28 protein-coding genes are annotated in these 25046 nt (G+C 58.4%); 4 read left to right on the plus strand and 24 right to left on the minus strand.

From position 1 onward, the window contains the following. The first annotated feature begins 65 nt into the window (after positions 1–65). The gene (locus U6037_RS20825; protein ID WP_046071876.1) at positions 66–293 is read left to right on the plus strand and encodes a YheU family protein; all 228 of its coding nucleotides are present in this window, start codon (positions 66–68) and stop codon (positions 291–293) included. A gap of 6 nt (positions 294–299) precedes the next feature. On the opposite strand, the gene csrA is transcribed toward U6037_RS20825, so the two are convergent. The 3 genes from csrA to U6037_RS20840 form a co-directional block, all read right to left on the minus strand. Beyond that, the gene (csrA, locus tag U6037_RS20830) at positions 300–485 is read right to left on the minus strand and encodes a carbon storage regulator CsrA (RefSeq protein WP_322844381.1); all 186 of its coding nucleotides are present in this window, start codon (positions 483–485) and stop codon (positions 300–302) included. A gap of 137 nt (positions 486–622) precedes the next feature. Next, on the minus strand, positions 623–955 hold the full coding sequence (locus U6037_RS20835; RefSeq protein WP_008088571.1) for a YnfA family protein: 333 nt from the start codon (positions 953–955) through the stop codon (positions 623–625). A gap of 63 nt (positions 956–1018) precedes the next feature. Continuing rightward, positions 1019–1834, minus strand: coding sequence for an SDR family oxidoreductase (locus tag U6037_RS20840; protein WP_077574042.1), 816 nt, complete (start codon positions 1832–1834; stop codon positions 1019–1021). A gap of 323 nt (positions 1835–2157) precedes the next feature. Between U6037_RS20840 and U6037_RS20845 the strand changes: the two genes are divergently transcribed. Then, entirely contained in the window at positions 2158–2316 is a 159-nt protein-coding gene (locus U6037_RS20845) for a DUF3309 family protein (protein WP_169432680.1), read from the plus strand. A gap of 75 nt (positions 2317–2391) precedes the next feature. Here U6037_RS20845 and U6037_RS20850 read toward each other — a convergent pair whose 3' ends face one another. The 10 genes from U6037_RS20850 to U6037_RS20895 form a co-directional block, all read right to left on the minus strand. Then, positions 2392–4485 carry an LTA synthase family protein gene (locus U6037_RS20850; RefSeq protein WP_322844382.1) on the minus strand — a complete coding sequence of 698 codons (2094 nt, stop codon included), beginning with the start codon at positions 4483–4485 and terminating at the stop codon, positions 2392–2394. Between the two features lie 300 nt (positions 4486–4785). Beyond that, positions 4786–5391, minus strand: coding sequence for an START domain-containing protein (locus U6037_RS20855; protein WP_322844383.1), 606 nt, complete (start codon positions 5389–5391; stop codon positions 4786–4788). A 41-nt stretch (positions 5392–5432) separates the two neighbouring features. Continuing rightward, positions 5433–5687 (minus strand): YkgJ family cysteine cluster protein, encoded by a 255-nt coding sequence (locus U6037_RS20860; RefSeq protein WP_007908349.1) that lies wholly within the window; start codon positions 5685–5687, stop codon positions 5433–5435. 166 nt (positions 5688–5853) lie between these two features. Beyond that, the gene (locus U6037_RS20865; RefSeq protein ID WP_322844384.1) at positions 5854–6324 is read right to left on the minus strand and encodes a translation initiation factor 2; all 471 of its coding nucleotides are present in this window, start codon (positions 6322–6324) and stop codon (positions 5854–5856) included. 78 nt (positions 6325–6402) lie between these two features. Beyond that, positions 6403–7842: a PLP-dependent aminotransferase family protein gene (locus tag U6037_RS20870; RefSeq protein ID WP_007908347.1), complete on the minus strand. Its 1440-nt coding sequence runs from the start codon at positions 7840–7842 to the stop codon at positions 6403–6405. Positions 7843–8044: 202 nt separating this feature from the next. Beyond that, a complete protein-coding gene (locus tag U6037_RS20875) occupies positions 8045–8857 on the minus strand; it encodes an OmpA family protein (protein ID WP_016985995.1) in 813 nt (270 codons plus the stop codon). Then, a complete protein-coding gene (locus tag U6037_RS20880; RefSeq protein WP_038364424.1) occupies positions 8854–9210 on the minus strand; it encodes a DUF4398 domain-containing protein in 357 nt (118 codons plus the stop codon). The genes U6037_RS20875 and U6037_RS20880 overlap by 4 nt, the downstream gene beginning before the upstream one ends. Positions 9211–9219: 9 nt before the next feature. Beyond that, positions 9220–10053, minus strand: a complete 834-nt coding sequence (locus tag U6037_RS20885) for a substrate-binding periplasmic protein (RefSeq protein ID WP_322844385.1) — start codon at positions 10051–10053, stop codon at positions 9220–9222. A gap of 81 nt (positions 10054–10134) precedes the next feature. Then, positions 10135–11064: an electron transfer flavoprotein subunit alpha/FixB family protein gene (locus U6037_RS20890; protein ID WP_322844386.1), complete on the minus strand. Its 930-nt coding sequence runs from the start codon at positions 11062–11064 to the stop codon at positions 10135–10137. A gap of 2 nt (positions 11065–11066) precedes the next feature. Further along, positions 11067–11816: an electron transfer flavoprotein subunit beta/FixA family protein gene (locus U6037_RS20895; RefSeq protein WP_007908338.1), complete on the minus strand. Its 750-nt coding sequence runs from the start codon at positions 11814–11816 to the stop codon at positions 11067–11069. Between the two features lie 550 nt (positions 11817–12366). On the opposite strand from U6037_RS20895, the gene U6037_RS20900 reads away from it, so the two are divergent. After that, positions 12367–14031, plus strand: a complete 1665-nt coding sequence (locus tag U6037_RS20900; RefSeq protein WP_322844387.1) for an electron transfer flavoprotein-ubiquinone oxidoreductase — start codon at positions 12367–12369, stop codon at positions 14029–14031. A gap of 182 nt (positions 14032–14213) precedes the next feature. Here the strand turns inward: U6037_RS20900 and U6037_RS20905 are convergent, their stop codons facing one another. After that, positions 14214–15104, minus strand: coding sequence for an AraC family transcriptional regulator (locus U6037_RS20905; RefSeq protein WP_008085522.1), 891 nt, complete (start codon positions 15102–15104; stop codon positions 14214–14216). Between the two features lie 192 nt (positions 15105–15296). Here U6037_RS20905 and U6037_RS20910 point away from each other — a divergent pair, with 192 nt between their 5' ends. Then, positions 15297–16349, plus strand: coding sequence for an NAD(P)-dependent alcohol dehydrogenase (locus tag U6037_RS20910; RefSeq protein ID WP_322844388.1), 1053 nt, complete (start codon positions 15297–15299; stop codon positions 16347–16349). Here U6037_RS20910 and U6037_RS20915 read toward each other — a convergent pair. The 10 genes from U6037_RS20915 to U6037_RS20960 form a co-directional block, all read right to left on the minus strand. Continuing rightward, the gene (locus tag U6037_RS20915) at positions 16346–17149 is read right to left on the minus strand and encodes an IclR family transcriptional regulator (RefSeq protein WP_008085521.1); all 804 of its coding nucleotides are present in this window, start codon (positions 17147–17149) and stop codon (positions 16346–16348) included. The two genes, U6037_RS20910 and U6037_RS20915, sit on opposite strands and share 4 nt — an antisense overlap. Positions 17150–17209: 60 nt before the next feature. Continuing rightward, positions 17210–18520 carry an MFS transporter gene (locus U6037_RS20920; RefSeq protein ID WP_322844389.1) on the minus strand — a complete coding sequence of 437 codons (1311 nt, stop codon included), beginning with the start codon at positions 18518–18520 and terminating at the stop codon, positions 17210–17212. Between the two features lie 170 nt (positions 18521–18690). Beyond that, positions 18691–19839: a galactonate dehydratase gene (gene dgoD, locus U6037_RS20925; protein WP_008085519.1), complete on the minus strand. Its 1149-nt coding sequence runs from the start codon at positions 19837–19839 to the stop codon at positions 18691–18693. Between the two features lie 61 nt (positions 19840–19900). Then, positions 19901–20521, minus strand: coding sequence for a 2-dehydro-3-deoxy-6-phosphogalactonate aldolase (locus U6037_RS20930; RefSeq protein ID WP_322844390.1), 621 nt, complete (start codon positions 20519–20521; stop codon positions 19901–19903). Between the two features lie 19 nt (positions 20522–20540). Continuing rightward, on the minus strand, positions 20541–21530 hold the full coding sequence (locus U6037_RS20935; RefSeq protein WP_322844391.1) for a 2-dehydro-3-deoxygalactonokinase: 990 nt from the start codon (positions 21528–21530) through the stop codon (positions 20541–20543). 292 nt (positions 21531–21822) lie between these two features. Further along, positions 21823–22317 carry a hypothetical protein gene (locus tag U6037_RS20940; RefSeq protein ID WP_322844392.1) on the minus strand — a complete coding sequence of 165 codons (495 nt, stop codon included), beginning with the start codon at positions 22315–22317 and terminating at the stop codon, positions 21823–21825. Beyond that, entirely contained in the window at positions 22310–23050 is a 741-nt protein-coding gene (locus U6037_RS20945; protein ID WP_322844393.1) for an alpha/beta hydrolase, read from the minus strand. The genes U6037_RS20940 and U6037_RS20945 overlap by 8 nt, the downstream gene beginning before the upstream one ends. Positions 23051–23055: 5 nt before the next feature. Next, positions 23056–23550, minus strand: a complete 495-nt coding sequence (locus U6037_RS20950; RefSeq protein WP_322844394.1) for a PAAR domain-containing protein — start codon at positions 23548–23550, stop codon at positions 23056–23058. After that, on the minus strand, positions 23547–24209 hold the full coding sequence (locus U6037_RS20955; RefSeq protein ID WP_322844395.1) for a hypothetical protein: 663 nt from the start codon (positions 24207–24209) through the stop codon (positions 23547–23549). The genes U6037_RS20950 and U6037_RS20955 overlap by 4 nt, the downstream gene beginning before the upstream one ends. A 159-nt stretch (positions 24210–24368) precedes the next feature. Further along, positions 24369–24848 (minus strand): GNAT family N-acetyltransferase, encoded by a 480-nt coding sequence (locus tag U6037_RS20960; protein WP_053122551.1) that lies wholly within the window; start codon positions 24846–24848, stop codon positions 24369–24371. Positions 24849–25046 lie beyond the last annotated feature (198 nt).

The following is a 25046-nucleotide window of genomic DNA, read 5'->3' on the forward strand; positions in this document are numbered from 1 at the left end:
ACACAAGACTGGCAGGCAAACCGCAATCGCCGTAGCATCCCGACATTGATTTGACCGAGGTGCCCATGCTCATTCCCCACGATGCTCTTGAAGTCGACACTCTCACCCGCCTCATCGAAGACTTCGTCACCCGTGACGGTACCGACAACGGCGATGACACACCGCTGGAAACCCGCGTATTACGAGTGCGTCAGGCATTGACCAAAGGTCAGGCGCTGATTGTCTTCGACCCGGACAGCGAGCAGTGCCAGTTGATGCTCAAGCACGATGTGCCCAAGCATCTGTTCGACTGAATATCCTCAGCGGACCTTCTCGGTGGCCTGTTTGCGCTTGATCCGGTCATAGACTTCTGCGCGATGCACATTGACCTTTTGCGGCGCTTCGACGCCAAAGCGCACGCTGGAACCGTTTACCGACAGCACGCGCAGGGAAATGTCGTCACCGATTGAAATCAACTCACCAACGACACGGCTGAGTACAAGCATGAGATTCGTCCTTCAGGGTTAGCGAACCCTGAAGATGCGCGGCTTGAGGCGGCTCTACAATGCGCGGCGGGCAAATCAGTTTTGCCTTACAGACCCACTGACACCAAGCCGTAAGACGTTTCCCACAAATAAGCCATTCAGGCAGCGGAGAACCGCGGCCCGAACAGAATCACGCTGGCGCCGATCACACACAACGCTACGCCGATCCAGTCCGAACCCAATGGACGAACGCGCTCGACCACCATCAGCCAGCCTATCGAAGCGACGATGTAAATCCCGCCGTAAGCGGCATAGGCACGACCGGCGTAGTTGGCTTCGACACGGGTCAGCAACAGCGCGAACAAGGTCAGACTGAGCAGCGCAGGAATCACCCACAAGGCACTTTTGCCTTGGCGCAGCCACATGAAGAAGGCGAAACAACCGGCGATTTCAAACAGCGCAGCGAGGAAAAACCACAAGTAATTGAGCATTGACGCGTCTCGACAGGGTGACCGATGCGGCCACCCTAACGACGCCGCCTGCAACGGGCAAGGTCAGCCGTTGTTCTGCTTGGCTTTGGCGCGCATTTTCTCGGCCATGGAAGTCATTTCGTTATAGAGCAGTTGCGGGTTCTTCTGCTTGATCGCCCAGGCCATACGACCCTGCTCGTGGGGCAGAATCATGAATTCGCCAGCCGCCACTTGCTGATAAATGTAGTCGGCGATGTCCGCCGCCGTAATCGGCGAACTTTCCAGCAACTTGCCGACCTGCGCTTTCATCGCCGGGGTCGGGCCACGGAACGAGTCGAGCAAGTTGGTCTGGAAGAACGACGGGCAAACCACATGCACGCCGACTTCCTGTTGCGCCAGTTCGATCAGCAGGCTTTCCGAAAGTGCAACCACACCGGCCTTTGCCACGTTGTAATTACTCATCGCCGGCCCCTGCATCAGTGCGGCCATGGAGGCGATGTTGATGATCTTGCCTTTGCTTTGTTCGAGCAGCGGCAGGAACGCCTTGCAGCCCTTGACCACGCCCATCAGGTTGATCGCGATCTGCCAGTCCCAGTCTTCCAGCGACAGTTCGCTGAAGAACCCGCCCGACGCGACACCGGCATTGTTGACGATGATGTCGATACCGCCGAGTTTCTCTTCGCAGGCCTGAGCGAATGCGGTGAGCTGGCTGTAATCACGCACATCGCAGCGCTGAACAAAACCGTCACCGCCCGCCTCGCGGACCATTTTCAGGGTTTCCTGCAGACCGGGTTCGCTGACGTCGGACAAGGCCAGTTGCCAGCCTTCACGCGCCCAGCGCAGCGCGATTTCGCGACCCAGGCCCGAGCCCGCACCAGTGATCATCATGCGATTTTGCATAGCAGACAGCCTTGTTGTTCCGGGGAAGATGCGCGGAGTGTAGCGAAGGATCGGCGCGCGCCCACGCTCCATCAAGTTGCTGAATGCAAGATCAAAAGATCGCAGCCTTCGGCAGCTCCTACATGGATTCGTGTAGGAGCTGTCGAGTGAAACGAGGCTGCGATCTTTTCGCTGCAAAGGAAATAAACGAGCAATCCAAATACATTAAAAAAACATTGAATTTTCTTTCATGCGCGCCAGTCGGAACTTGTAAGCCGGCTGGAATTACTTAGTCTCCAGTCGCCCCCTGAACACAAGACTTCTCGCACGCTATCAACAAGGAAATCGACATGGGCACAATTCTAATCATTATCCTGATCCTGTTGCTGATCGGTGGTCTGCCGGTCTTCCCGCACTCCAGAAGTTGGGGTTATGGTCCTTCAGGCATTATCGGCGTGGTGTTGGTGGTGCTGTTGGTCCTGCTGTTACTCGGTCGGATATAACGATTCAAGCGCAAAAAAAAGAGGCCCTGTTCAGGGCCTCTTTTTTATTGCGCCGATTTTACTGTCGGCAAGCGATCAATCCGGCTTGCCGTGAATCACACCAGCGGTGTTATCCATCAGGCTCTTGGTTGCCGTTTGCAGGAACGCTTCGAGTTTGAGCTTCAACTCGGCCGTGCGCGGTGCATTCGGAACGACTTCGGCGTGAGGATTCGCACCCAGCTGGTACTGCCACATTTTCGGACCCATGTCCTTGTCTCTCGGCAACACCAGAATCTGGTCGGCCGTGACAATAGCGGTGGTCTGCTCACTGCCCGATGGCTTGATCACACCGAAACCGGTGTCGCCTTCCGGCAGGTTGAGCAAGTCGCGGCCCCAGCACTGATGGCGCACTTCGCTGCCCAGACGGCCCATGATGGTCGGCACGATGTCGATCTGCGTGCCCACGGTGTGGTCGCGGGTACCGAACTTCTCCTGAATGCCCGGAGCGATCATCAGCATTGGTACGTTGAAACGGCCCAGGTCCATTTCGGTGATCTGGCGCTCGTTGCCGAAGCCGTGGTCGCCGACGATGACGAACAGGGTTTCCTTGAAGTACGGCTCTTTGCGCGCCTTCTCGAAGAACTGACCCAGCGCCCAGTCGGAGTAGCGCATGGCGGTCAAGTGTTCATTGAGGCTGCCACGATCGGTCACGCGCTCGACTGGCAATGGTGTCGGCAAGGCGTATGGCGTGTGGTTGGACAGAGTTTGCAGCAGCGCATAGAACGGCTTGCCGTTTTCGCGCGCTTTCAGCTCCTGCAGGCCACGGTCGAACATGTCCTGGTCGGACACGCCCCAGGTCGGATCGGAGAACACCGGGTTGACGAAGTCATTACGGCCAACGAAGTTGGTCATGCCCTGGTTGCTGAAGAAGCCCGACTGGTTGTCCCAGGCGAAGTCGCCGTTGTAGACATACACGTCGTCGTAGTCTCGGGCGCTGAGCACCTGCGGCAGGCCGGACAGCTTGTGGCTGCCTTCCGGGGTCTGCATCAGGTATTCGAAACCTGGCAGGTTGGGGAAGCAGGCCATGGTCGCGAACATGCCCTGGTGGGTGTGCGTACCGTTGGAGAAGAAGCGGTCGAACAGCAGGCCTTCCTTGGACAGTTTGTCGAGGTATGGCGTGATGTTGCCTGGCGCGCCCAATGCACCGACCGAGTGACCGGCCATGCTTTCCATCAGGATCACCACAACGTTCTTGATCGGCAGGGTCTTGTCGGCCGGCGGCGTGTAATCACGGCGCACGGCGGCAATATCGGCATCGACCAGTTTGTCGTCTGGCATCAGCAGCATGTCGCGCACGACTTTCTGCGCCTGCTCTTGCGGCAACGTGGCTTTCCAGATGTTGTCGCGATCTTCGCCCATGCGCGACTTGGCGGCCTCGATCAGTGACAGCGTGGCGTTGAGGCCGAGCTGGTTGGCGAAGTTGGAATCGGTGGTGTACACGTCCCCCCAACGCATTGGCGGGCCCTGACGCAGGGTGCCACGGGCGGCGACCACACAGATCAGCAGGCAGACCACGAACACCGCCAGACGGGTGTACCACGGCGCGACCTGACGGCTGCTGACGCTACCGCCGCTGAAAGGCCCGCGCGGACGCGTGGCACGATCGGCACCTTTGAACGCGAGGGTCAGAATGACAGTGCCGATGACCCACGCCAGCAGGTAACGCACCACCGGAAAACCGTACCAGAGCATGCTCATCACGGTTTTCGGGTCTTCCTTCACGTACTGAAACACCAGACCGTTGAGGCGCTGGTGGAACTCGCGGTAGAAGTCCATCTCCATCAGGCCGAGGAACAGCGCGATGCTCGATGCGATCGTCAGCCACAGACGGAAGAAACCGCGTGCGGCCATGGCGCGGGCACTGAACAGTGCCAGCACCAGCGGAATGCACAGGTAAACCACCAGGCGCAGGTCGAAACGCAGGCCGTTGGCGAAGGCTTCGAGGAAGGTCGAAGCCGGAGTGTCGAGGATCATCTCGCGGTTGTAGACCAGCAGCGCGAGGCGCAGCACGGAAAACATCACCATCATGACCAGTGCACACAGCAGCGTGTAGGCCAGATGCGATTTGACGGTCGGTTGCAGCAGGCGAGCAGAAGATCGCTGCTGATTCAGGGCGTCCGGGTTTGCCATGTCGTTTTAGGACCCATTGGAAGTTGAAGTTGCAAAAATACAGCGGCGCCATGCCCTCTATTGGTCATTCCAGACCCCGGGGCTTGCGCAGTGCGCAAATGTTGCACGATCACCCGCACCATTGCCATTGATTACTGCCCCGCCGCCAGACACTTTCATTTATGGCAGAGGGCAAACAGCGCGGGCGAATTGTCGGGAACACTTTGTGAAAATTTCGTGCAACGCATATCTGGAAACACAATATAGATACAAAACAAAACGCCCCGACTTGTTCGGGGCGTTTCGCTGAACGCGGGCCGATTACTTCTCGGCGCGTTCTTTCAAAGCTTTGAGGGTGTTGAACGGAGCATCGACGACGAACTTGTTGGCAACCATCGCCGGCACGCTGCCACCTGGTTCGGTGTGCACTTGATAAGTGACTTCAACCTGGTCGCCCTTTGGTACGAACTTCCAGAAGCCTCTGACCTGCTGTACGCGGACAAAGCCTTTTTCTTCAGGAACGTACGTCGGCAGACCTTTGAGGTTGCGGGTCAAGCTGCCGTCGGCGCCTTCGACGGTGGTGACTTCGATCACCGAATCACGCGGGGTGACTGGCCAAGGCGTGTTGAACTGGGTGTAGGTCCAGCTCTTGTCGCCTTCGTGCTTGAGCAGTTTCTGGGTCTTGCACTCGTGAATCCAGGCGCAGGCGCCGGAAACGTCTTCCTGCAATGCGCGCAATTTGGCGACGGTGGTCTTCATCAGCGCGACGCCTTGGTAGGACTTGTAGTCCGAACCCGGCACTTCACTCAGGGAAATCTTGATGCCGTCCTCGTTCTTGGCGACTTTCCAGTCTTCAGCCTGAGCGACGGACGTGGCCAGCACAGCGGTCAAACCACACAACACAGCAATACGATGCAGCGAACCCATAGTCTTATTCCTTATTGTTGAAGTTCCGTTCGTTTGACACATCACGCCGCCGTCATTTGCTCCCACCAGCCAATCAGCCTGATCGCTTCTTCCGAGCTGCTGCCACAGACTTCGACATCAGCCGCGAAGCCGGAACAGACTGCCGGGCGCTCCGGGCGGCCGAAAATGCTGCACAGGTTTTCGACCGAGAGTTGCACGCAACGTTCGCCGGCAGGTTTGCCATCAGGCATGCCGGGTATCGGCGAACTGATGGAAGGGGCAATGCAGCAAGCGCCACAGCCTTCACGGCATTTCATGACGAACAATTCCTCGCGACGGGCGATGTGTAAAAGGGACGCGGAACAGAGTAACCGCTAAAACGGCTGTTTCAAATTCCCGGAACCGGGGTTTTCAGCGATAACTGAATGTGACTGACCGGTCTCCGACAAAGCGTCTGTTCTGCGGGTCACAGAGTGTCTGGATTTACTGCTTGAATTCGAAATCCAGCGCTGCGCCTTCGACTTCGCGGCGCTCTTCGTTACGCAGTTGCAACTGCATTTCGTTACTGAGCAAACGACCGTTGAGCTGGAACCCGGTGTTTTTCTCGCCAAACATCTGCGGCAGGATCGGCTCGCGTTTCGGCAACTCAACCGTGCCCTTGGGTTTCAGTTCCTGGACCATGTCCTTGGGCAGGCTCAAATCGAGTCTGGCCGGCGGCAGTTTGGTTTTCACCACTTCGCTGGCGGGTTTCGATTTGGAGGCGACTGGTTTGCGCTTCTTGATGACTTTCTGCTGGGTTTTCTTCGCGGGAGCAACTTTTGGCGCAGGCGTGGTTTTTTTAGCGGCGCTCGTCGCGGCCGGTTTTTCCTGAACCGCAGCGGCCACGGCGCCAGGCGCATGACCAATCATCAGCAAACCCAACAAAACCCAAGCGGCAGGAAAAATCGCTTTCATGGACCCAACGACACTAACTGCAGAGGGCCATATGCTCGCTTGTTGGGCGCCACAAGACAAGCATCAGCCGCCGCTCGTTCAGAATCCGCCAGCGGTTTCCTGGCACAGTTGAGTCGCCAGCATCCCCAGCGTCATCAACGCCCGCTCCGCCTCGCGATTCCACGGAATCCCGCAGTTCAGACGGATACAGTGGTTGAACTGCTCGGTATTACTGAAGATCAGCCCCGGTGCAATACTGATGCCTTGCTGCAAGGCGCGAACATGCAATTCCTGGGTATTCACCCTCCCCGGCAAGCTCACCCAGAGGATGAAACCGCCCGTGGGCCGGGTCATTTGCGTGCCTTCGGGGAAGTACTGCTGCACCGCCAGCTGGAAGGCGCTGAGGTTTTTTCGGTATTCCTGGCGGATGTACCGTAAATGCCGGTCATAACCGCCGTTTTCCAGATAAGCGGCAATCGCCATCTGCGTCACGCTGCACGCCGAATGGGTACTGAAAGTCTGCAAGCGCTGGATTTCCTGCTGGTACTTGCCGGCGATCATCCAGCCGATGCGTACACCGGGTGACAAGGTTTTGGAGAAGCTCGAACAGTAGATCACCCGATCCAGCCGGTCATAAGCCTTGAGCGCTTTGGTTTTGCCTTGCTCGAACATCAGTTCGCCATAGATGTCATCTTCGACGATCTGGATATCGAAGTCCGAGGCCAGGCGCAGCAACTGTTTCTGCCGCTCTTCGGGCATGGTGCCGCCCAGTGGATTGCTCAGGCGAGTGGTCAGCACCAGCGCTTTGATCGACCATTGGTTGGCGGCCAGTTGCAGGGCTTCGAGGCTCATGCCGGTGGCAGGATCGCTGGGGATCTCGATGACTTTCAGGCCGAGCAGATCGGCCAGCTGCAGCAGCCCGTAATAAGTCGGTGATTCAGCGGCGATCAGATCGCCCGGCCGGGTCAGCACGCGCAACGACATCTGCAAGGCGTCGACACAACCGTGGGTGATCACCACTTCCGACGGATCGACCACCACGCCGGCATCGCGCATACGGATCGCCACCTGCCGGCGCAGCGGTTCAAAACCGGGGCTGAACATATAGCTGAAGGCACGCGGGCTATGGAACCGGGTGACCTTGGCCAGTTGCTGATGCAGTGCGCGCACCGGCAAGTAATCGACACTCGGTACGGCGGCACCGAGCGGGAACACGCCTTCGCGGCGCGATTCGACCAGAACCTGTTGAATGATGCTGCTGCGCGTGACCAGACCCGGTCGCTCGACCCGTGCGATGTCCGGCGTCGGCGCAGTCAGCGCAGGTGTCTGGTGTACGTAATAACCGGACTGCGGACGCGCCCGAATCAAGCCCTGATCTTCAAGATTGGCATAAGCCTGCAACACCGTCGCATGGCTGACGTTGAGCTGCGAACTCATCTTGCGCACCGAAGGCACGCGCTCCCCCGGTTGATAGACACCACGGCGGATGTCTTCGGCCAGTTGCTGAGCAATACGTTGGTAGAGCAAGAGATTGGTCATGACGCAGCACTCGATTTCACGGGCATTTTATTCTTGTGTGAAACAATACCGGAACAGTTTAGAAGTGTACTGGGACAGTTGCCACATTACTCGACCATACAGTGCGGTGTCTGCCCCTGACTGTACTGATTTGCGAGCCATTCGACAGACGTAAAAAAGCCCGGCACTGCATGACAGCCCGGGCTTTCCAGAGACGCAACCCTTAACGGGCAGCGCCGAGCTGGCCTTTTTCGTCGGAGAAGACAATTTCCACCCGACGGTTCTGTGCCCGCCCGCGCTCGGAAGCGTTGGCGTCCACCGGGTATTCGTCACCGTAGCCTTCGACCTGAATGCGTTTGTCGTCGATGCCCAGGTCCATCAGCACGTCCGCTACCGATTGTGCGCGATCGCGAGACAGTTTGAGGTTTTCCTGTTTGCCGCCAGTGCTGTCGGTGTAACCCTCAATGCGCACCACGCGTTTCGGGTTCAGTTGCAGGAACTGCACGATTTTCAGCACCACGCGGTTGGCCGAGTTTTTCAGCTCCGCTTCACCGGTATCGAACAGCACGTCGCCGAGGGTCATCACCAGGCCACGGTCGGTCTGCGTGGTGGCCAGTGCGACGATCTGCTCTTCGAGCCATTTACCCTGCTGCTGCACGCTCAGTAGCTTCGACTCACGCAGGGCCAGTTGCAGACGCTGACGCTCCAGTTCGAGTTTGGCCGCGCGTTCTTCGTTAAGCACCTGATTGGTGTGCTCGCGGGCGATTTCACTGTAGCGCTGGCTCAAGTAGGCGTAATGCACTACGTCTGATCCGCTGCCCCAGTAGGTCGACAGACGATCGGCACGGGCCAGCGACTCACCGGCACGGATCACGTCTTTCGGCGCGATGCGCAGCACGTTGGAGTCTTCCTTGACCTTCTGGAAGTCAGCGCTGGCTTCTTGCAGCGCGGATTCGCTGTGTTGACCAGCGCAACCGTAGAGGCTGGCGCAACCAGCGAGGATCAGACCGCCGAGAATTTTCGACTTGAGGCTCATTGGGCATCTCCCAGTTGCTTGCGCAGTCGGACGATGCGGGTATTGAGCACATTCACCTGCTCTTCACTTTTTTGCGTCAGCACTTTGGCTTCAGCCAGACGTGCATCCAGTTCCGCCTGCTCGGAGCGCATGCGTGCATTCCGGTAGGACTCGTCAGCCATGTTGCCTTTGGCGCGGTTGTATTTGGTTTCGGCCAGTTTCATTTCCGGCACTTCGTCGGCAGTAGCGCCAACAGCCTTGGCCTGGGTGATGGCTTGCTCGGTCAGGCGCATTTGTTCGATGGGTGCCGGATCGGTTGCGCAACCGGCCAGAGCCAGAACGGCCACAGCCGCGAAAAGAGGTCGAATACTCACTAAGAATCCCTACTGTTTTGGGGCACTGACAGGTTGTTGCGGCTGTTGCTGCTGCGCCTTCCAGCGTTCGATATTGCGTTGCAGCGCGGCTTCCGTCAGTCCGGACGCGGGCAATTCTGTCATCTTTTTGGCTAGCTGTCCGCGCAACCACGGATCGTTGCAGGCCGAGTTGTGAGAAACAGCAAGAAACAGCCCCGGCCGGTCGACGGGTTGTTCAAACGCCAGCAGGTCATTGGCCATACCCAACGCCTGCGCGGCGGCCATGCCTGAGTAACGCCCGGCGAGTACAAATTCCACTTCACCGAGAAGCAATTTCTGCAGGGCCTGAGTGAGGTTGGCTGTCTTGGTCAGGGTCAGATTCTGCTCGGCGAAAGCGCCAAATGCCTGGGTCATTCGAGACTTTTCCGACAATGCTCCGGCGTGGCCGTGCAGGTCCTTGGCTTCGCTGTAGACCAATGTCGAGCCTTTGCGCGTCCACACCAGATAGTCGTTTTCCAGCAGCGGCGGATGGATGTAGTCGAGGTTTTCCAGTTCATTGAAGGACAGCGGCGCGTCGGCGAGCATGTCCATGCGCCCGCTGCGTACCTCGTCGAGGGCTTGCGAGCGCTTTCCGGCATAGAGTAATTCGACTTTTATGCCGAGTTCCTTGGCCACTTGTTGCAACAGGTCGGCACTGGCACCGATCAACTGTTTGGGATTTTGCGGGTCCTGCCACAGATACGGCGGCGCATCCGGGCTGCCGGTCACGACGAGGCGCTCGCACTTGCCGGCGGCTGTGGCCAAACCTGGCAGCAGGGCCAATCCCAGCAATACCGAGTAACGCAATCCGCAGCGCAGATCCATGGCAAAACGCTCCCCACTCAAATCCGAGACAAAAAAAAGCCCGACCAACAGGCCGGGCTCTTTATAAGTGAAGCCGCTGGATTAGACCAGCTTCTCCAGCTCAGGTACGGCTTCGAACAGATCCGCCACGAGACCGTAATCGGCCACCTGGAAGATCGGCGCTTCTTCGTCCTTGTTGATCGCAACGATCACTTTGGAGTCTTTCATGCCGGCCAGGTGCTGGATCGCGCCGGAGATACCGACGGCGATGTACAGCTGTGGCGCAACGATCTTGCCGGTCTGACCCACCTGCATATCGTTCGGTACGAAACCAGCGTCGACCGCGGCGCGCGATGCACCCACAGCAGCGCCCAGCTTGTCGGCCAGAGCGTACAGGTGTTTGAAGTTGTCGCCGTTCTGCATGCCGCGGCCGCCGGAAACGACGATCTTGGCAGCGGTCAGCTCTGGACGGTCGGACTTGGCCAGCTCTTCACCAACGAAGCTCGAGGTGCCAGCGTCGTGCGCAGCGCCAACAGCTTCAACAGCAGCCGAACCACCTTCAGCAGCAACCGGGTCGAAACCGGTGGCACGCACGGTGATCACTTTGATTGGCGCGGTCGACTGTACGGTTGCGATGGCGTTACCGGCGTAGATCGGACGCTTGAAAGTGTCAGCGCTTTCGACCGAGATGATCTCGGAGATCTGGTCAACGTCCAGCTGAGCGGCAACGCGCGGCAGGATGTTTTTGCCGTTGGAAGTGGCGGCAGCCAGGATGTGGCTGTAGCCAGCGCCCAGCTCTGCAACCAGCGGAGCAACGTTTTCCGGCAGCTGATGCGCGTAAGCGGCATTGTCAGCGTTGAGAACTTTGCTCACGCCAGCGATTTTCGCAGCGGCTTCAGCCACGGCGCCAGCGCCCTGACCTGCAACCAGAACGTGGATGTCGCCGCCGATTTTGGCCGCAGCAGCCACGGTGTTCAGTGTGGCCGGGGCCAGCACTTTGTTGTCGTGTTCAGCGATTACCAAGATAGTCATGATTAGATTACCTTCGCTTCGTTTTTCAGTTTCTCGACCAGTTCAGCCACCGACTTGACCTTGATGCCAGCGCTGCGTGCAGCCGGCGCTTCGACTTTCAGGGTCTTGTTGGTGGAGGCGGTGGAAACGCCCAAAGCGTCCGGAGTCAGCACTTCAAGAGGCTTCTTCTTGGCTTTCATGATGTTTGGCAGAGACGCATAGCGCGGCTCATTCAAACGCAGGTCGGTGGTGACGATTGCCGGCAGTTTCAGCGAAACAGTCTGCGCGCCGCCGTCGATTTCGCGAGTCACGGCAACGCTGTCGCCAGAGACTTCGACTTTCGAGGCGAACGTGCCCTGACCGTAGCCGCTCAGTGCCGCGAGCATCTGGCCGGTCTGGTTGTTGTCGCTGTCGATGGCCTGTTTGCCGAGGATCACCAGCTGCGGCTGTTCCTTGTCGACCACAGCCTTGAGCAGCTTGGCCACGGCGAGCGAGGTCAGATCTTCAGCGGATTCGACGAGGATGGCACGGTCGGCACCCAGAGCCAGTGCGGTACGCAGTTGCTCCTGAGCGGTGGTCGGGCCGATGGAGACGACGACGATTTCAGTCGCAACACCTTTCTCTTTCAGGCGTACGGCTTCTTCCACTGCGATTTCGCAGAACGGGTTCATCGACATCTTGACGTTGGCGAGATCGACGCCGGAATTGTCCGCCTTGACGCGAACCTTGACGTTGTAATCCACAACGCGTTTGACAGCTACAAGAACCTTCATGGATTCCTCGTTACTCTCCGGTGAAAAGAAAGTCGCCTAGGCGAACCTGGCGGTTGATGCTCATCAGGCTAAAAGGGCACCTCTAAAAACGCCGACTCGGGTGTCAGGTCGCTACACGCTGTGGGGACCTGCGACCGTTCGTCAGGGGTGACCGACGGGTCATTGATCTTCACGCGGTGTAAACTGCGCGCCAGACTGCGCTGCGCATCACCTTCTACTGCCTGTGCCCTGTCTTTAGACGTGCTCTTGAAACCGCCAGTCTGCCTACGACGAGCGCAAAACCGCCCGTATCTTGACCGGAACGCCTATTCCGGTCAATACAGCAAAATGACCATTCATAAGCCGCGCTTCTTTGATTTCTCTGGGCTGGAGCCAATTCAAACAAACGTTTGTATTGGACGCTAGGAGTGGTGTAGATATAATGCGCCGCCTAGAGAGAAAGGTCAGTTCTCCAATATTCCCCTTGACGTTAACGTAAAGGAATAGCGGATGCGACATCAAACCTCCAAATTAGAAAAAAAACTGTTGAGCCTTGAGTAGGAGATAGCCTGTGGAACGCGAATACATGGAATTCGACGTGGTCATCGTCGGTGCCGGCCCCGCTGGCCTGTCCGCCGCCTGCCGTCTGAAGCAGAAGGCCGCCGAAGCCGGTAAGGAAATCAGCGTCTGCGTGGTCGAAAAAGGCTCCGAAGTCGGCGCACACATCCTGTCCGGTGCCGTGTTCGAACCACGCGCTCTGAACGAATTGTTCCCGGACTGGAAAGAACTCGGCGCCCCGCTGAACACGCCAGTCACCCGCGACGATATTTTCGTGCTGAAAAACGCCGAAAACGCGCAGAAAATTCCAGACCTCTTTGTGCCCAAGACCATGCACAACGAAGGCAACTACATCATCTCCCTCGGCAACCTGTGCCGCTGGCTGGCCCAACAGGCGGAGAACCTCGGCGTAGAAATCTACCCAGGCTTCGCCGCTCAGGAAGCGCTGATCGACGAACAAGGCGTGGTTCGCGGGATCATCACCGGTGATCTCGGCGTCGACCGTGAAGGCAATCCGAAAGAAGGCCTGTACACCCCGGGCATGGAGCTGCGAGGCAAATACACGCTGTTCGCCGAAGGCTGCCGTGGCCACATTGGTAAGCAATTGATCAAGCGCTACAACCTCGACAGCGATGCCGACGCCCAGCACTACGGCATCGGCCTGAAAGAAATCTGGGAAATCGACCCGGCCAAACACCAGCCAGGTTTGGTCGTCCACACCGCCGGCTGGCCGCTGGACATCATGGGCACCGAAAACACCGGTGGTTCGTTCCTCTATCACCTGGAAAACAACCAGGTGGTGGTCGGTCTGATCGTCGACCTGTCCTACAGCAACACCTACCTGTCGCCGTTCGACGAGTTTCAGCGCCTCAAGCATCACCCGGTGCTGGCTCAGTACCTTGAAGGCGGCAAGCGCATCAGCTACGGCGCTCGCGCGATCTGCAAAGGTGGCCTGAACTCGCTGCCGAAAATGGTCTTCAAGGGCGGCGCGCTGATCGGTTGCGATCTCGGCACCCTGAACTTCGCCAAGATCAAAGGCAGCCACACCGCGATGAAGTCGGGCATGCTCGCCGCTGAATCGGTGGCTGATGCATTGTTCGCGGAAAAGGACGGCACTGAAGAACTGACCACTTATGTGGACGCGTTCAAGAAGAGCTGGCTCTACGACGAACTGTTCGCCAGCCGCAACTTCGGCCCGGCGATCCACAAGTTCGGCGCCATCGTTGGCGGCGGTTTCAACTGGCTGGATCAGAACATCTTCGGCGGCAAACTGCCGTTCACCCTGCACGACACCAAGCCGGATTACGCTTGCCTCAAGCTCGCGGCCGACTGCAAGAAGATCGACTATCCGAAGCCGGACGGCAAACTCAGCTTCGACAAACTCAGCTCGGTGTTCATCTCCGGTACCAACCATGAAGAAGAACAGCCGTGCCACCTGAAGCTGACCGACCCGAGCATCCCGATCAGCAAGAACCTGCCGCTATACGACGAGCCGGCGCAGCGCTACTGCCCGGCCGGCGTGTACGAAGTGATCACCAAGGAAGACGGCGAGAAGCGCTTCCAGATCAATGCCCAAAACTGCGTGCACTGCAAGACCTGTGACATCAAGGACCCTTCGCAGAACATCACCTGGGTCACGCCGGAAGGCGCTGGCGGCCCGACTTATCCGAACATGTAAGTCGAACCGCTGAACAACAAGGCTCCTGAATCGGGGCCTTTTTGTTGCCCAAAATTCCTCTAACACCACAAAACAACTGTAGGAGTGAGCCTGCTCGCGATAGCGGTGTGTCATTCGACATCATCGTCATAGACACACCGCTATCGCGAGCAGGCTCACTCCTACAGGGGATCTGTGCAGGCTCAGGCAGCGCGCTCGTCACCCGGGCTGCGTTCGAAGTAGCGCTTGTATTCGCGACTGAACTGCGACGTGCTCTGATACCCCACCCGATGCGCCACCTGCGCCACACCCAGGCCTTCGGCGACCAACAACGTCTGCGCCTTCAACAAGCGCAAACGCTTCAAATACTGCACCGGCGACAACAACGTGCTGCGCTTGAAATGCTCATGAAACGTCGACACGCTCATGTTCGCGCAACCGGCCAGGGTCTCGACATTCAACGGCTCGGTGTAATGCGCATGCAGATGACTGATCGACGCCGCCACCCGGGCGAACTGCCCTTGCTGCTCAACCAGTGCCCGCAACACGTCGGCCTGCGGCCCACGCAACGCCACGAACAACAACTCACGCACCCGCGCCGGCCCGAGAATCTGGCATTCCAGCGGATCGTGCAGGCAACTGAGCAAACGTTCGACACAGCCACGCATGTCATCGTCGAGCACCACCGAGGTCATCGACTCCGGTGTCTGTGCCGGAATATGCCGACCTGGCGCCAGCCCCATGGCCAGCACCAGCTCACCAAGCAATACCCGATCAATCGCCACGGACACCCCGAGCAACGGCGCATCCGGCAAGGCAAACGTCTCGCATTCGAACGGCACCGGCAGCGCCTGAATCAGGTAATGCCCGGCACCGTATTCCATGGTGCGCGGCCCGAGAAACGCCAGTTTGCTGCCCTGGGCGATGATCATCAGGCTCGGCTCATAGATGTGCGGGCCACGGGCGACGTCGCAACTGGCGCGCAACACTTGCACACCGGGCAACCCGGTCGGGGAATAACCGTCGCGCAGCGCCAGCGGTTCGATCAGCGAAACCAGCCGGGCATTGGCATCAAGATGACGGGTCAATTGCATCGAATTGCTCTTCACAAAAAATCACGGAAAAAGGGGATGAAAACATCATCGCAGATCCTTTTGCCAATGCGACCGATCAAACCCGCATGCCGGAGGATTAGGCATGAGACCCGGAGGAATCGTCATGGCCGGACCGACAGTCGGCGCCCAGAATGCGCCGCCTCACTTGTTCCTGCTTTTGCGAGGTTTCACATGTACACCGCCATCGGTTATGCCGCCCAATCGGCCACCACGCCCCTCGCCCCGATGAAATTCGAACGTCGCAGCCCGCGCGCCGACGACGTGGCGATCGAAATTCTCTACTGCGGCGTCTGCCACTCCGACATCCACCAGGCGCGCAACGAATGGGGCATCGCCGTTTACCCGTTGATGCCCGGCCACGAGATCGTCGGAAAAGTCACCGCGATCGGTGCGAATGTCACTCAGCACAAAGTCGGCGATCTGGTCGGTATCGGCTGCATGGTCGACTCTTGCCGCACCTGTGAAGCCTGCCAGTCGAACCTTGAGCAATATTGCCTCGAAGGCCCGACCATGACCTACGCCACTCCGGACCGGGTCGATGGCAGCAACACCATGGGCGGTTACTCGGACAGCATCGTCGTCAGCGAGCATTTCGTCGTACGCATTCCGGAAAAACTCGCATTGGCCAGCGCCGCGCCAATCCTCTGCGCCGGCATCACCACCTACTCGCCGCTCAAGCACTACGGTGTGAAAGCGGGCGACAAAGTCGGGATTCTCGGCATGGGCGGCCTCGGCCACATGGGCATCAAGTTCGCCAAGGCCATGGGCGCTGAAGTCACGCTGTTCACCCGCTCGGCGAGCAAGGCTGAAGAAGGTCGTCGTCAGGGTGCCGATCACGTGATCGTTTCCACCGACGCCGAGCAGATGAAAGCGGCTGCCGGTTACTTCGACTTCCTGCTCGATACCATTCCGGTGCAGCATGATCTCAACCCGTACCTCGACACCCTGCGCTTCGACGGCGTGCACATTCTGGTCGGTCTGATCGAGCCGATTGATCCACCGGTACACGCCGGCAAACTGGTGATGAGCCGTCGCGTATTGGCCGGTTCGTTGATCGGTGGCGTCGCTGAAACCCAGGAAGTGCTGGATTTCTGCGCCGAGCACAACATCACCTGCGACATCGAAATGCTCGACATCCGCCAGATCAACGAAGCTTACGCGCGCATGATCGCTGGCGACGTGAAGTACCGTTTCGTGATCGACATGGCAACGCTCAAGGTTTAAACCTTCAGGCCTAGCTCTGCCGAGAGCCGGGCTGTAACCCCTTTGATCAGGGGAATCAGCTCGGCCATTTTTTCCAGCGGCATGTACGGCACGGTGCTGGCGATACTGATCGCCGCGACAATGCCCTTGCTCGCATCACGAATCGGCGCCGCCACGCAGCGGATCGACGGTTCGTTGTCCTCCAGATCGAAGGCGTAGCCACCGGCGACGTACTCGGTCATGCGCTGCTCGAGCTGTTCCCACGACTGCTGGGGATGCTGCGGCCAGAACTGACTTTTCCCACCCGCCGGCAGGCTGATGTCGTACAGACGCTGCCAATCTTTCGGCGAATCATCGAGCATCAACGCCTTACCGATCCCGGTGCGTGCCAACGGCATGCGATGGCCGACCCGCGAACGCATTTCCGGGCCATTGCGCCCCGGATTCTTCAGCAGATACAGCACTTCATCGCCTTCACGAATGCCCAAGTGCACGGTGTCGCCGGTCAACGCCGACAACTCGTCCAGATAGGGTGCGGCCAGAGTCACCAGCGGCAATTCTTCGCGTGCCTGGAAACCCAGTTCGATCAGCTTCGGCCCGAGCAAATAACCGACTTGCGGCACCACGCGCAGGTAGCGCTCATCAACCAGACAACTGGCCAGACGATGGGTGGTGCTGCGCGTGGTGCCGATCAGCCGGGCGATCTCCTTGAGATCACGGGCGCCGCTGGCCACCGCTTGCACCACACCCAAGCCACGTAACAGCGTCTGGGTGCCGGTGGGCGCGGCGTCCTTGGTTTTTTCCGGAGCGTCTTCCTGCATATCCAGCCTTTACCGTTGAGCGAGGGAACGGGCGGCATTATGGTCGCCCGACGCGGATCACTACAACTCGATACGCTCGACCTTGCCGACCAGCAGCACGTAAGAAAGAGCACCGATCAAGGCGAGAACCGCGATGTAGGTAATCGCCGGCGCGAACGAATCGCCGCTGGCAAGGAAACCGATCACGATCGGCGTGGCAATCGCCGACAGGTTGCCGATGAAATTGAACACCCCGCCCGTCAGGCCGAGCAGCCGTGCCGGCGCCAACGTCGAGACCAGCGACCAGGTAATCGAAGCCAGGCCGTTACCGAAAAATGCCAGCGCCAGGAAGGCAATCACCAGCGGCGTCGACTCGACGAAGTTGGCGCCGATGATCGAGGTGGAAATCAGCAGTCCGCCAATGATCGGCAACTTGCGCGCAAAACCGACTGTGTAGCCGCGCCGAATCAGGAAGTCTGAGAAGAACCCCGAACACAGCACACCGACGAACGCGGCGAGAAACGGCAGCGACGCCAGCAGGCCTGACTTGATGAAGTCCATGCCGCGATACTTCACCAGATAAGTCGGGAACCACGTCAGGAAAAACCACAGCGTCGAGTTCAGGCAAAACTGGCCGAGGTAGATGCCCCACAACTTGCGTTTGGTGAGCACGATGCCCAAGTCGGTCCAGCTGAATTTGGCTTTGACCTTGGCGGACTCTTGTTGAATATCCACCAGACCACCGCCCTCGCGGATCAAGTCGATTTCCGCTTCGTTGGCGCCTTTGAAATCTCGTGGCTCGCGATAGACCGCGTACCAGATCGCCGCCCAGATGATGCCCACCGCGCCGGTCGCGACGAACACCATGTGCCAGCCGAATTCGTGTTGCAACCAGGCCAGCACCGGCGTCAGGAATGCCAGACCGACGAACTGACCCGAGGTGTAGAAACCGATGGCCGTGGCGCGTTCACGCTCGGGGAACCAGGTAGTGACTACGCGGCTATTGATTGGATACGCCGGGGCTTCCAGTGCACCGACCGCCATGCGCAAGACGAACAACGCGATGAAACTGGCTGCGAAACCAAGCATTACAGTGGCCACAGACCACAACAACAACGCAACGCTATAAAGAATGCGCGGCGGCACACGATCGACCAGCCAGCCGCCGGGGATCTGCATGGCGGCGTAGGTCCAGCCGAACGCGGAGAAAATCAGGCCGACGTGAATGGGATCGATGCCCAGCTCACTGGTCAGCGCCGGCGCGGCAATCGACAGGTTGCTGCGGTCGAGGTAGTTGATGACCACGGTGATAAACAGCAACACCATGATAAAAAACCGCTTACGGCTAGGCGTGACTAAAGACGCCTGCCCGGTGAGGGTTTGCGGTTGCATGGGGAGAGCCTCTTTTTATGTTTATTGAGGTCGGCCTGAGGCCTGCACAAATCCCTGTAGGAGTGAGCCTGCTCGCGATAGCGTCTTGTCTGTAACATCAATGCTCGATGTCACATCGAATCGCGAGCAGGCTCACTCCTACATTTGAACTGTGGTGAATCAGAAGGGAATCACCACTCGGCAAAACTGCCATCGGCATGGCGCCAGATCGGGTTGCGCCAGCGGTGCCCGACCGCCGCGCGCTCGATCACGTATTCCTCGTTGATCTCGATGCCCAACCCCGGGCCGTTCGGGATCTTCACGAAACCTTTGTCGTAATCGAACACCCGTGGATCCTTCACGTAGTCGAGCAAGTCGTTGCTCTCGTTGTAATGGATGCCCAGGCTTTGCTCCTGGATAAACGCGTTGTAACAAACCGCGTCCAGTTGCAAACACGCCGCCAGTGCAATCGGCCCCAGCGGGCAATGCAACGCCAGCGCGACATCGTAGGCTTCAGCCATGTTGGCGATCTTGCGGGTTTCGGTGATGCCGCCGGCGTGGGAAGCATCCGGCTGGATGATGTCGACGTAGCCTTCGCTCAACACGCGTTTAAAGTCCCAACGCGAGAACAGTCGCTCACCGAGTGCAATCGGCGTGCTGGTCAACGGCGCCAGTTCTTTCAAGGCTTCGTAGTTTTCACTGAGCACCGGCTCTTCGATAAACATCAGCTTGTACGGATCGAGTTCCTTCATCAGTACCTTGGCCATCGGCTTGTGCACGCGGCCATGGAAGTCGACACCGATGCCGACGTTCGGCCCGACCGCATCCCGCACGGCGGCGACGTTGGCCAGCGCCAGATCGACTTTTTCGAAGGTGTCGAGGAACTGCAGTTCTTCGGTGCCGTTCATTTTCACCGCAGTGAAACCACGGCTCACCGCCTCTTTCGCCGCACGCGCGGTGTCCGCCGGACGGTCACCGCCGATCCACGAATACACGCGAATCTTGTCACGCACCTGGCCCCCGAGCAGATCGCTGACCGACACCCCGAGCGCCTTGCCCTTGATGTCCCACAGCGCCTGATCGATACCGGCCAATGCGCTCATGTGAATCGCACCGCCACGGTAGAAACCGCCGCGATAGAGCACGGTCCAGATGTCTTCGATGTTGCGTGGGTCTTTGCCGATCAGGTAGTCGGACAATTCTTCAACGGCAGCCGCGACGGTATGCGCGCGGCCTTCGACCACAGGCTCGCCCCAACCGGTCACGCCCTCGTCGGTTTCGACCTTGAGGAAGCACCAGCGCGGCGGAACGATGAAGGTGGTGAGTTTGGTGATTTTCATCTCTGCTCTCTTTTTGTAAATGCAGCTCTTATCTGGATAGCGCACGCAGCGCCAAAAAGTCTTAGCGAAGCGCCTTCCACGCGGCCACGTAGGCCTGGGCATTCACCGCCACTTGCTCCGGCGTCATGCCCGGTTTGAACAGGCCGGAGCCGAGGCCGAAGCCTTTCACGCCAGCGTCGATAAACGCCTGCATGTTGTCCGGCGTGATGCCGCCGACCGGCGCCAGCACCGTCCCGGATGGCAACACCGCGAGCCAGGCTTTGACGACGGCCGGGCCCATCTGCTCGGCCGGGAACAGCTTGAGAATGTCCGCGCCCTCCTCCAGCGCCGCGAACGCTTCTGTCGGCGTCGCAACACCCGGCGACAGAAACAGCCCCGCCGCTTTTGCGGCGCGCAAGACCTTGGCATCGCTGTGCGGCATGACGATCACCTGGCCGCCGGCCTCTTTCACCAACTCGACCTGCTCCGGCGTCAGCACCGTGCCCGCACCGATCAGGCAATCGGCGGGCAATGTCTTGCGCAGGATGCGGATACTTTCGTACGGCGAAGGGGAATTGAGCGGTACTTCGATGACGCGAAATCCAGCCGCATACAGGACTTCTCCGACAGCGCCGGCTTCCTGCGGATGCAGGCCACGCAGAATCGCGATCAGACCGTTTTGCGCCAATGCTTGCTTGAGCATGTCAAGCCTCCAGTCAGGGTTAACGGGATGAGGAATCAATCAGTCCGGCGGCCAGCGCCAGTTGCCACAAGCCACGCTCGGTGGCCTGCTCGGCCAGTGTCACGTTGGCGAAACCACAGGCATCGAGCGCGCGGCTGTAGCGCGCACAGAGTTGTGCATTGCCAATGAGGATGATCGAAGGGAGATCCGGCTTGTCGCGGCGACGCCGCTGAACCGTGGCGAGTGCCGCCAGTTCATGGCCGATCATCAGGCCGGACAGATAATCCGCCTGCGCGGTCGGGCTGAGTTCGCCGGTCAGACCCAAGGTACGGGCACTGAACAACGTCGACAGCACGCCCAGCTCGCCGTCTGCCGACTGCGCAACCTGCACGCCACGGTCAAACGCCAGAGCATCGAACGTCGCGACTTGCTGCTGGGTGCGGCCGAGAATGCTGTGTTCACTGAGCACGGCGAACACTTCGCCGGTCATGAACGTGTCGAAATGCGTGATGCAGCCATCGACCACGTCCACCCATTTCGAGTGACTGCCCGGCAGGCCGATCAACAGATCAGCGCCCGCCTCGACCGGCAGATTCTGCAGGACGCCAAGGACCTGGGTTTCTTCACCGCGCATCACGTTCGGCAGACGCGAACGCTGAATCACGCCCGGCACGATATGCACCCGGGTGCCGCGCAGACTGATCACTGTTTGTAGGGATTTTCCGAGATTGGCGACGTTCGCCGGCGTCTCGCAGTAGGCCGCTTCACGCCAGCCCTGCGCACTGCCGACCATGCCGCAGGCAATCACCGGCAGATCCGGCTGCGCATCGAGCCAGTCGCCGCAGGCCTCATCGAAGGCCAATTCAAAACCGTCGGCACATTCGCGACCGTTGATGATTCGCGGGGTCTTGGGCAACTGCATGATCCCGGACGACAGCGCGCGCTGCTCCAGCACCACACCGTCCGCCGCGAGTTTGTAAGCACGTAATGAGGTCGTCCCCCAATCGAGCGCGATCAATTGCGCCAGCATCGCTTCACCTGTTTTGTTTTTGGCAGTGAGTGCGTTGGACTATAAACCCACGAGCTGCCATATCTCAATATATAAATATCAATCCCACATTATGGGACTAACAAGAAAGAGCAGATGGCGGATTTCAGTCAGGGTTACGCCTGCTGGAAAGCGGCCTTCGATGAAAAGAAGACCGGAGCTTTCAAGGTTTCCGTGCGAAAGGCGCTTGATGGGTTGCTCAGTGGCAACTGGGAACGACAGAAGAGTATTAAACCGGATCAAGGCTTCCTGCGATCAGGCAGGAAGCCCCTACTTAGTACTTGTTGATTTCCTTTAGCAGATCAGCAACAGGAATGTTCATCACGTCTGAATAGTAAATTTTGTAAGAGTAGGAGTTGATTCTGACTTTGCACGCGATTGACTGTCGGCCCGCTAACACAGTGCGTAAATCCTCGCTGCTCATCAGCGTGTCACTCGATGAGTCTTTCACTCTGCGAAACATCAGATCCGCTTTGAAGGCTGTTCCGTCAGCAGGCGCAACGGGTTCAATCCAGCCCTCACCATACTGATTCAGATTGCGCGGTTGCGAGAAATCCATCCCCTCACCCAAAGAGCAGAGCAAAGACTGGCTTATTTTTGACTTGAATAGTTTGTCGACATCGACATCGGATGAAAATCTGACTTGATAGATGTTTCGGTCCAAGTATCGCTCGACTCCCAGATATTCGATTTTGGCAGTAGGTTTTCCGTGGCTGATCGCACATGAAGCACACAGCGAAAACATCAAAAACAAAATTAAATTACGCACATTTCCTCCCTTTAAAATGCAACACCACCGATTCCATCAAAACATCTCTGGCTGACATCCCCGCCCCAAGATCGGCAATATAAATTGCCCAGGCATCCGCATGGTTCACGTCAACTCTGCCATTCATGTTCGGACCGTTTTTCATATCCCACTGCTCTCCGAAATCTGCCACAAGGTCAGAAAAATTCCAGTCCTTGGCGTCGGCTCTTGCATTAACCCAATATTCAGCTTTAGGCGTAGGTTCTTTCTGATAGATATTGGAAATACCCCATACAATCTGTCCTTCTCCGACCGGATCAAGAGTCACCAGAACCGGAATTCGGTACCCCTTGTCGGCCAGGACTTTTGACAAGTGAGCCCCGTTCCACCCTCCCAGACTGTGTCCGATAATGTAGACCGGTGTCGTAAGGTCTGAAATTTTATCCAGTACGCTTGCCTTGAGCCCGTCTTCACTGACAAACGCGTTATAGCCAATATGGTGTGCGTCGTACGTATCCGCGCAGAGCCCCTCCGCATCCATATTCTTCACAAATATTTTCAGTGCTTCGGCAACGTTATTGTTAGGCCCGGTTCCGTAATAACTTTCTTTATCGCCCGCTCCACCCACAAAAAACAGCGCAATCTTTTTCGGAGTAACCGTAGCCTGCTTAACCGTTCCATCGGTTTTACAGGTCAAGTCATGGGTCACGACCAGCCTTTGGCATCCTTTCAAATCAGGGTTTTCAGCAGTCATCGAACCTACTCCACGAACAACTTGATGGATTCGGGTATGTGCGAGCTCACCGTATGAGTGAAACCCGCATCATTTGTAATGCCGTGCTCGACACGTCCGTCGCCGCGTTGAATTGCGTAAGGATGATTGGGCATGGGTTCTCCCGTTATCTCGTTGACTACCTGCATCCGATCATTGAAATGCACCGGCATCGGCAACAACCCGCTAAACGCCGCCCCTCCACCACTCTGTCCAATGATCACCGTCCCCGAACCACCCACCACGACATTGCCGTGGCCTCCGGTGCTATCGAGCGTGGCCGCGTTCAGGCCGTTGATGAATACGGTGCCGGAAACGGCGCCGGTAATCGGGCTGCCACACGCCGATTTATCGGTCATGCGCGCGGCGGCGAGGCCGTCGAAGAAGACGTCAGGTGAACCGGAGACGATCGGGTTGATGCCATGGCCTGGCAATGGGCAGGCGGTCGGGTCGGTGACGCGTGCAGCGGGTTTACCACTCAATTCAAAGCTCCTTGCTTCAGAAGTTCCAGGTGCGGCTGATGAATATCGATGTCGGTCGCGGCGAAGCGCCAGCGGTTGTCGACGGGGTCGAACAGGGCGTGGCAATGCTCACGGCTGTCGGGGGGTGTAGCGAATTGCAGATGCTGCCAGGCTTCGTCGATCTGCCATGCCAGCTCGGCAGGCGTCGCATCGTCCAGCTCGTTGAGCCAAGCGTTGTAGTGGCGCAGGTGATTACGCTCGTAAGTCGATTGCAGCAGTTCGGCCATTTGTGCGCCGAGGTCGAGATGATGCTGGGCCGTCCACTGGCCGATCTCGGAATAGACGTACCAGCCCATCGGCATCAACCCGCCGTCCTTGAGCAGCGAATGCCCGGCAGGGGCGACGAAACCACAGCAAATGTGCAGCATCAGCCAGCCTTGATGGGCGTCGATAAACGCCGTCGGATCGAAGGTGCGCAGCGGTATCACGCGGTACTCGGCGAGCCCGGCGCTGCGGGTCATCAACTCGGCATCAAGGCGTGACACGAACGCGCGGATGGCTTCGCCGCCCGTACGATTGACGGTGCAGAGAATGTCTACCGATTGACGTTGGAGGTGGTCGGTCGAGCCTGAATTTTTCACCAGGCCATACAGACGCATTGACGCCCGTAGTCCGCTCATCGCCGGTCACTCGTTGACGCAGCGAAGGCTCCACGGGCGTGGAGAAGTGGTGCCAGAGGCATTGCAGGTGTCGTCCGTGAGCGCGCAAAAATGGCGCGTAGAATGCCGGACTAGAGCGCTGGCGACAATCGAATTACTGCCGGATTGCCATCATCGTGCTCAGCCCTCGGCAAACTCACGCAAGACTTTGCCATCCATGCGGTAGCGCACCCATTCTTCCTGCGGTTGCGCGCCGAGGGACTTGTAGAAATCGATGGCCGGCGTGTTCCAGTCCAGCACGCTCCATTCGAAGCGGCCGCAGTCGTTGTCGCAGGCGATTTTCGCCAAGTGACGCAACAAGGTTTTGCCAGCACCGCCGCCGCGTTGTTCGGGGGTAATGTAGAGGTCTTCGAGGTACAGGCAGTTGCTGCCCAGCCAGGTCGAATAGCTGAAGAAGAACACCGCGAAACCGATCGGCAGACCATCGCGCAGGCAGATCAGGCCGTGGGCGGTGGCGCCTTCGCCGAACAGGCTGCGTTCGATGTCGGCAACGCTGGCGATGACTTCGTGGCGGGCCTTTTCGAAATCGGCGAGTTCAGTGATGAAGGCGAGGATTTGCGGGGCATCGCTGGGGGTCGCCGGGCGGATTTCGATCGTCATGGACGGGCCTTGTCGGAAAAGGAAAACGCCATACTAAGGCCGTGGGCGGCGCTCGTCACATGGCAAAACACACACTACCCTGCGCACTGTTACAAAAACTGCTGCCCCTGTGGGAGCGAGCCTGCTCGCGAATACATTCTGTCATTCAACAATGCCGGTGACTGGAAGGACGCCTTCGCGAGCAGGCTCGCTCCCACA

The organism is Pseudomonas sp. B33.4 (assembly GCF_034555375.1).
Classification (GTDB): Bacteria; Pseudomonadota; Gammaproteobacteria; order Pseudomonadales; family Pseudomonadaceae; genus Aquipseudomonas.

Coding starts and splice junctions, on each gene's coding strand:
- U6037_RS20825 (WP_046071876.1), top strand. CDS start 66: ATGCTCATTCCCCACGATGCTCTTGAAGTCGACACTCTCACCCGCCTC.
- csrA (WP_322844381.1), bottom strand. CDS start 485: ATGCTTGTACTCAGCCGTGTCGTTGGTGAGTTGATTTCAATCGGTGAC.
- U6037_RS20835 (WP_008088571.1), bottom strand. CDS start 955: ATGCTCAATTACTTGTGGTTTTTCCTCGCTGCGCTGTTTGAAATCGCC.
- U6037_RS20840 (WP_077574042.1), bottom strand. CDS start 1,834: ATGCAAAATCGCATGATGATCACTGGTGCGGGCTCGGGCCTGGGTCGC.
- U6037_RS20850 (WP_322844382.1), bottom strand. CDS start 4,485: ATGGCAAACCCGGACGCCCTGAATCAGCAGCGATCTTCTGCTCGCCTG.
- U6037_RS20855 (WP_322844383.1), bottom strand. CDS start 5,391: ATGGGTTCGCTGCATCGTATTGCTGTGTTGTGTGGTTTGACCGCTGTG.
- U6037_RS20860 (WP_007908349.1), bottom strand. CDS start 5,687: ATGAAATGCCGTGAAGGCTGTGGCGCTTGCTGCATTGCCCCTTCCATC.
- U6037_RS20865 (WP_322844384.1), bottom strand. CDS start 6,324: ATGAAAGCGATTTTTCCTGCCGCTTGGGTTTTGTTGGGTTTGCTGATG.
- U6037_RS20870 (WP_007908347.1), bottom strand. CDS start 7,842: ATGACCAATCTCTTGCTCTACCAACGTATTGCTCAGCAACTGGCCGAA.
- U6037_RS20875 (WP_016985995.1), bottom strand. CDS start 8,857: ATGAGCCTCAAGTCGAAAATTCTCGGCGGTCTGATCCTCGCTGGTTGC.
- U6037_RS20885 (WP_322844385.1), bottom strand. CDS start 10,053: ATGGATCTGCGCTGCGGATTGCGTTACTCGGTATTGCTGGGATTGGCC.
- U6037_RS20890 (WP_322844386.1), bottom strand. CDS start 11,064: ATGACTATCTTGGTAATCGCTGAACACGACAACAAAGTGCTGGCCCCG.
- U6037_RS20895 (WP_007908338.1), bottom strand. CDS start 11,816: ATGAAGGTTCTTGTAGCTGTCAAACGCGTTGTGGATTACAACGTCAAG.
- U6037_RS20905 (WP_008085522.1), bottom strand. CDS start 15,104: ATGCAATTGACCCGTCATCTTGATGCCAATGCCCGGCTGGTTTCGCTG.
- U6037_RS20910 (WP_322844388.1), top strand. CDS start 15,297: ATGTACACCGCCATCGGTTATGCCGCCCAATCGGCCACCACGCCCCTC.
- U6037_RS20915 (WP_008085521.1), bottom strand. CDS start 17,149: ATGCAGGAAGACGCTCCGGAAAAAACCAAGGACGCCGCGCCCACCGGC.
- U6037_RS20920 (WP_322844389.1), bottom strand. CDS start 18,520: ATGCAACCGCAAACCCTCACCGGGCAGGCGTCTTTAGTCACGCCTAGC.
- dgoD (WP_008085519.1), bottom strand. CDS start 19,839: ATGAAAATCACCAAACTCACCACCTTCATCGTTCCGCCGCGCTGGTGC.
- U6037_RS20930 (WP_322844390.1), bottom strand. CDS start 20,521: ATGCTCAAGCAAGCATTGGCGCAAAACGGTCTGATCGCGATTCTGCGT.
- U6037_RS20935 (WP_322844391.1), bottom strand. CDS start 21,530: ATGCTGGCGCAATTGATCGCGCTCGATTGGGGGACGACCTCATTACGT.
- U6037_RS20945 (WP_322844393.1), bottom strand. CDS start 23,050: ATGACTGCTGAAAACCCTGATTTGAAAGGATGCCAAAGGCTGGTCGTG.
- U6037_RS20955 (WP_322844395.1), bottom strand. CDS start 24,209: ATGAGCGGACTACGGGCGTCAATGCGTCTGTATGGCCTGGTGAAAAAT.
- U6037_RS20960 (WP_053122551.1), bottom strand. CDS start 24,848: ATGACGATCGAAATCCGCCCGGCGACCCCCAGCGATGCCCCGCAAATC.